Origin of the sequence: Bacillus sp. JJ1127, from assembly GCF_036965845.1 — a bacterium.
Lineage (GTDB): Bacteria > Bacillota > Bacilli > Bacillales > Bacillaceae_G > Bacillus_A.
In genome coordinates this window covers 1-5,705 of sequence record NZ_JBALQK010000129.1, presented here as the reverse complement: position 1 = coordinate 5,705, position 5,705 = coordinate 1, and the positions used below count along the sequence as shown (strand labels likewise).

The following is a 5,705-nucleotide window of genomic DNA, read 5'->3' as shown; positions in this document are numbered from 1 at the left end:
CCACCTAAAAAGAGGGGGGGTATGTCGGTTTTTTAATTGATGTATATATATTTACGATAAATTCGGAGTTCTTCTATGCTTTGTAGCTTGTTCAAACGCATATGCAAGCTTAATTAAAGTCCCTTCGCTAAAAGCGGTACTTGCCAAAGTAATTCCAAAAGGCCTTCCGCTTTTCATATATCCAGCTGGTACCGCCATAGAAGGATAACCAGCTTTGGCACATATTGTTGACCCTATATATGAAGGAAAAAGAATAGCATCAAGATCGTATTTCTTTAAGGAAAGATCAATTCCTTGCTCCTGGGAAAAATATAAATCTTCTAACCTTGCATTTAAATACTCATGATTTCTTAACGTATTAGGAAAATCCTTTCTTAATTCCAACTTATTTTGCCCATATTTTAACGCTTTTTCTTCTATACTTTTATTAAATGCTATTAATTCAGAAATAGAATGCACCGGAAGAGTTGGAGGTAACTTAGAAAGATAGTTATCCAAGCTATGCTTTAATTCATACAATACAACTCCCCAGCTCCATTCCCTATGAAAAGACGGAATATCTATATCTTCTATTACTGCCGCTCCTTCATCCTGCAATGTTTGTATCACATTCTGAAATAGCTCTTCATCATACTCGCCAGATTCATAATAGTCTACAGGTGCTTTGTTAAATACGCCAATCTTAGCTCCTCTTAAACCATTAGACTCTAAATACATTGTATAATCTTGCGGAACTCTCCCTTTACTTTTATAAGTTGCAGGATCAAGCTGGTCTATCCCTGCTAAACTACTTAATAGAATTGCCGCGTCTGTTACTGTTCTAGCAAATGGTCCCGCTGTATCTTGTGCATATGTGAAAGGTATAATCCCTCTTCGGCTTATTAAACCAACAGTAGGCTTAATACCAACTACAGAGTTCTGAACGGCTGGGCTTAAAATAGAAGCATCCGTTTCTGTCCCAACAGATAAAACGGTAAAATTTGCAGCAACAGCTACTGCCGATCCTGTACTCGAGCCACCAACGAAAAGGTTATCATCACCTGAGCCATATGGGTTAATAACTTGGCCTCCTCTTGAACTATATCCAGCCCACATTTCAAAAGACATTCCATTTGCTAATTCTGTCATATTCGCCTTCCCCAATATGACTGCACCCGCTTCACGTAGTTTTTCAACAAGAAATGCATCTTGACTACTCACATAATTTTCAAGAGCAATTGTCCCTGCACTTGTATGCATAGAATCCTTTGTTTCGATATTATCTTTTAAGAGAACAGGAATGCCATGTAAAGGCCCCCTAACACCCTTTATCTTTCTTTCATGATCTAATCCTTCCGCAATAAAAATTGCATCTGGATTGATTTCTAGGATAGAATTTATTTTCGGACCGTCTTGATCATACTTTGCTATCCTATGAAGATAATACATAACTAGCTCTTTCGAAGTAAATTCCCCATTTTCCATCGCTGTTTGTATATCATGAATTGTTAATTCTTTTTTTAATAGTTTATTAAATTGAATCTCCATCAAATTTCTCCCCTTACTAGTTCTTCCCTAGTTTCAAATCTTATCTTATTACTTATTAACTTTAATCATTTCGCTCTCTCCTCGTTTCGACAAATAAAAACTCTACTTAGAATTTCAACTTTCACTTTCAAAAACCTTCCATTTCAAGGAAAATAAAAAACGTCTTAGACGAACAAAATCCGTCTAAAACGTTTTTAGTGTATAAACAAATTTTCATTTCACATACATCTCTTCTAGCAAATGTACAAATTCACCCTGTTTCCCTGCTAACACAGGACATTTTGTTATATCAATCCATTTATAACAAAATGTCAGGCCCTCATCTTCCTCTCCCGCACTTACTATATGTTCCCATGTATCCTTAACGTCCGTTAATAAAGAAATATGAAAGAAGTGGCATTTTTGATACTCCTGCTTTTCTTTCACGTAGATAATATAATCATCAATGAAACGTTCTATGCACAAATGACGCAGTCCTGACTCTTCCATCACTTCACGCAGTAGTGCTATTTCTAATTTTTCTCCTTCATCAACTGTACCGCCCGGAACTTGTATACCTGCTTCTGGCATATCACGATGTGTAAAAACAAGTAATTGCATCATGCCTTCCTTTTCCCTTGTAATATATGCGTATGCCTTTTTCTTATATAACATCACCATCTGATCCGTCTCCCCTCAATTGATTACTTCATTGCCTCTTCTAAGGTGAGTTGATTCTCATATAAATACGTAGCCTGCGGATTCCCTACATACCGTACGTGCCAAGGCTCATACCGATAACCAGTAATAGATTCTTTCTCTTTTGTATACCGAATAACAAATCCAAACTTATGTGCATTTTGAGCAAGCCATTTCCCTTCTTTTGTATCACCAAAAATAGACTCTAATTGGAATTTAGCAGATTGTGATGTAATATCCATTGCAAGTCCCGTCTGATGTTCACTCGTTCCTGGAACCGCACTAGACATCGCTGTTTTCGCTTCCCCATCTTGTATTTTGTACATTGTATTTAATGCTTTTTGCCGGTCAAAAGATCTGAAGCCAGAGACTGCAAAGAGAAAAATCCGCTCCTGATCTCCTTGCTGAAACATTTTCTCAAGCGCCACAGCCGCTTCTTTCCGCATCTTCTTCTTCTCTTGATCTCCTTCATTCGAGTAACGTACTTTCGGAATGACTAAATCTTGCGGTTTATAGCGATCTGGTAACCGTCTGTTTTTATTTACAAGTACAAGTATGGAATCAGGATTATTTACAACCGCAATATCTCCTTCCATTTTAGTAATGGTTTCTTGTTCTTTTGGAAACGCTACACTAGCATTGACTTCTTGCGCTTGCTTATCCTTATACATTTTATAATTCATGCCTGCTACTACAATCACAACTACAACTACTACGACACTCAGTAGTGCCCATCTTTTTTTCATAAAACGACCTCTTATTTTAATAATTTGGCCATATAATACTCATCGACATTCTTTCCATTGATGATAAGAGAAGCTTTCTTGACACCTTCTTGTTCAAACCCCGCTTTTCTATATAGTGCCTGCGCTCTTGTATTGTGGGCCATTACTGTTAATTCCAAACGCCATACATCATGTAATTTTGCCCAGTTTTCTATTTCTTTAAACAAAGATGTTCCAATACCTTGGCCACTATATTCTTGTAAAATCCCAATCACAATTGTTGCAACATGCTTTTTTCTTTGCACATTCCCGCCGTTAGCTAAAATAAACCCTACTACTTGTTCTTCATGAGTGGCTACAAATATCGTAGAATTATTATTTTCTATAAAACGTTGAATCATCTTCTCTTGTTGCTCTACTGTCGTATTCCGTTCACCTGGTTCTAATAGCATAAAGGTCGTTTCTTCGTCCAATCGTTTTCCTAATTGTAAAAATGCTGCTGCGTCCTCTACTCGAATTTCTCGAATCATCCCTACCACCCTATCAATTTTTATAGTGCAAAAATTTTATTTATAAAGAAAATTTCGATATTTTATCAGAAAATCCCTTTCTATTTTCTTCAGGATAAATAGACAAATTTCGATATTAGTATAATGAAAGAAAAATTGTGTCAATAAAGTGAACTTTTCATTCCCCCTTAAATTTGAGATAAGAAGCTTATTGCTCGCAACAGTAGAATAAAGATAATCTTCCCTTTGTTCTTTTTTAAGCAAAAAAAGAACGTAAGCATCAAGCTTACGTTTATCCATTCACCTTCTCAGCTTGCCAAAAATATTCACTAAACGCCTTGGCAAGCGCATCAATTGAACGATTTAATTCTTCAGATGTATTATCTACACCTCCCACCTCAATTAAAATCGCTTGTCCTGATAAGTCTTGATTGTAAACACCGTTTCCAGTTTGAAATCCCTTTTGAATAACCCCACGGCTTACTCCAGGATATTTCGTATTAATCGCTTCATGTAGCGCGGTTGCTAATTGTAAGTTTTTCTCATAATTTTTATTCCCTTTTCCAATTACAAAAGCAAGTTTCGCATACGATTTATCCCCAATTGTTTTTGTTGTAACATTTTTCCGAGCACTATCTCGGTGCAAATCAAAAAAGTATTGTAATTCTTTATTACTCGTCATTGCTTCCTGTACAATTTCTCGAGACACTTTATAAGAACTGTTACTATTTAATCCCTTACTAATCAACTTTTTCCCGACATCTGTTTTATCATCAACGGCTCCTATCCCTTCGTTTTCTAATTGTTCATGGAATCGTTCCCCAAGTATAGAAATATTCGTCACAGAGCTCGTGGCCTTATTCGGATCTGGATCATTTGTCAAATTTAATAATGGTAAAAATGACTCCCAACTATGCGTATGATAAATAAAAGCAACTTGTCTTTTCCCTGTTGTTTGAGCTGGTTGTTTCTTTTCTTGATTTGCATCCTTCTTAGGAGCTTGTCCTATTTCTCCTGTCCGCTCTTTCACGACTTCTTCAAGCGGAACACTCGATTCTATCGGTAAATTAGAATAGTTCGTCCCTTCACCAGCGATAACGATTTCCGTATCGTACTTTCCAAAGCCCGGAAGTTCTTTCCCAACAAAGCTACGTACATCATCAAAACGAATGTTCGTCGCCACCGAAAATAGAAATGATGAAATTGAAAACTCTTGGTTTAAATTTCGATATTCTTGTGTAAAATAATGATTTTCCTTTCCAATCACATACATATACCCATTCATCGATAACTCATTCAACCAATTATATAAATACGTTGACTTTGTTTCTTTCATTGAAGTAACTAACATACTAATAAGAAAAAAAGTCGCTAACACCGTAATGATAATAAATAAGATTAACTTGCGTACACTTGTTAATTTCACATAAAAAAAGCCTCGATTCATAACATCACCCTCTCTATTTCAACTTATGTACAAGCCATTGAGAATAGACTGCCTAAATTTCGGCAATATTGTCATAGAGGTGAAATGAATTGAAGCTTATCATAGGTTTGCTTCCTATTGTTTTATCATTTCTTTTTCTTTTATTTGCAGTACATCCTAAAATCCGTATTGTTTTAGACGTTTGTGCATACTGCTCTTTGTATATACTCGGTACTATAATTGCTTTACACATATACGATGTGTTAATACGTGGTTTAGTATTTATGACAACCATACACGCTATTTTGTTGAATCCATTATTTCTCACCACGGGGGCTTATGTAGGAATATACTCTTTATATCTCCTCGTTTATAAACTAGTAACAAGTTTAAAGAAGTCCCCATCTTCAAGCCCGTGACGGGCAAGAGCCCAGTGGTAAGGTAGGGATGAATTTCGGTTAGGCATAGCCTAACCGATTTGTAAGAACTGCCAATTGTTCGTATGGTGTATACGTTCCATATCTGACATCTTCACTTGCTTATAAGATTTAGAAGGATTTTGTATATATTGTCCATGTATATTTTGTACGTATACCATTTTTCCTGTAAATCCTGTCACAAATCCTACTTGTCCAAATACCTTTACTTTATCACCTAAATAGATTCCATCTATATGTGGTGTATTTTTCTTGTTCCGTTTTGCACTTGTATTCTTTGTTTTTCTTCCTTTTCTTGCGGTTGCTTCATGCAGGGAGCGTTTTTTCTTTCTAAATTGCTTGATGCAAAATTCACCGCTTTGATCGTATTCTTGTAGTTGTATGGGATTGGTAATCGCAATGG

Annotated in this window: 6 protein-coding genes and 1 pseudogene; 1 reads left to right on the top strand and 6 read right to left on the bottom strand. The window is 36.1% G+C overall.

All coding sequences use genetic code 11. The annotated features are described in order from the left end of the window. Positions 1 to 51 precede the first annotated feature (51 nt). The 5 genes from V7183_RS13215 to spoIIP form a co-directional block, all read right to left on the bottom strand. A complete protein-coding gene (locus V7183_RS13215) occupies positions 52 to 1,527 on the bottom strand; it encodes an amidase family protein (protein ID WP_335359819.1) in 1,476 nt (491 codons plus the stop codon). A gap of 213 nt (positions 1,528 to 1,740) precedes the next feature. Next, entirely contained in the window at positions 1,741 to 2,187 is a 447-nt protein-coding gene (locus V7183_RS13210; protein ID WP_335359818.1) for an NUDIX hydrolase, read from the bottom strand. Positions 2,188 to 2,210: 23 nt separating this feature from the next. Continuing rightward, positions 2,211 to 2,951, bottom strand: coding sequence for a M15 family metallopeptidase (locus tag V7183_RS13205; protein ID WP_335359817.1), 741 nt, complete (start codon positions 2,949 to 2,951; stop codon positions 2,211 to 2,213). Positions 2,952 to 2,962: 11 nt separating this feature from the next. Further along, the gene (locus tag V7183_RS13200; RefSeq protein ID WP_335359816.1) at positions 2,963 to 3,460 is read right to left on the bottom strand and encodes a GNAT family N-acetyltransferase; all 498 of its coding nucleotides are present in this window, start codon (positions 3,458 to 3,460) and stop codon (positions 2,963 to 2,965) included. A 271-nt stretch (positions 3,461 to 3,731) separates the two neighbouring features. After that, on the bottom strand, positions 3,732 to 4,886 hold the full coding sequence (gene spoIIP, locus V7183_RS13195; protein ID WP_335359815.1) for a stage II sporulation protein P: 1,155 nt from the start codon (positions 4,884 to 4,886) through the stop codon (positions 3,732 to 3,734). An 89-nt stretch (positions 4,887 to 4,975) separates the two neighbouring features. Between spoIIP and V7183_RS13190 the strand changes: the two genes are divergently transcribed. Next, entirely contained in the window at positions 4,976 to 5,284 is a 309-nt protein-coding gene (locus V7183_RS13190; RefSeq protein WP_097899376.1) for a hypothetical protein, read from the top strand. Positions 5,285 to 5,334: 50 nt separating this feature from the next. Here the strand turns inward: V7183_RS13190 and V7183_RS13185 are convergent. Continuing rightward, positions 5,335 to 5,705 (bottom strand): annotated as a pseudogene (locus V7183_RS13185) (RNA-guided endonuclease IscB); the annotation flags it as partial.

Coding starts and splice junctions, on each gene's coding strand:
- V7183_RS13215 (WP_335359819.1), bottom strand. CDS start 1,527: ATGGAGATTCAATTTAATAAACTATTAAAAAAAGAATTAACAATTCAT.
- V7183_RS13210 (WP_335359818.1), bottom strand. CDS start 2,187: ATGGTGATGTTATATAAGAAAAAGGCATACGCATATATTACAAGGGAA.
- V7183_RS13205 (WP_335359817.1), bottom strand. CDS start 2,951: ATGAAAAAAAGATGGGCACTACTGAGTGTCGTAGTAGTTGTAGTTGTG.
- V7183_RS13200 (WP_335359816.1), bottom strand. CDS start 3,460: ATGATTCGAGAAATTCGAGTAGAGGACGCAGCAGCATTTTTACAATTA.
- spoIIP (WP_335359815.1), bottom strand. CDS start 4,886: ATGAATCGAGGCTTTTTTTATGTGAAATTAACAAGTGTACGCAAGTTA.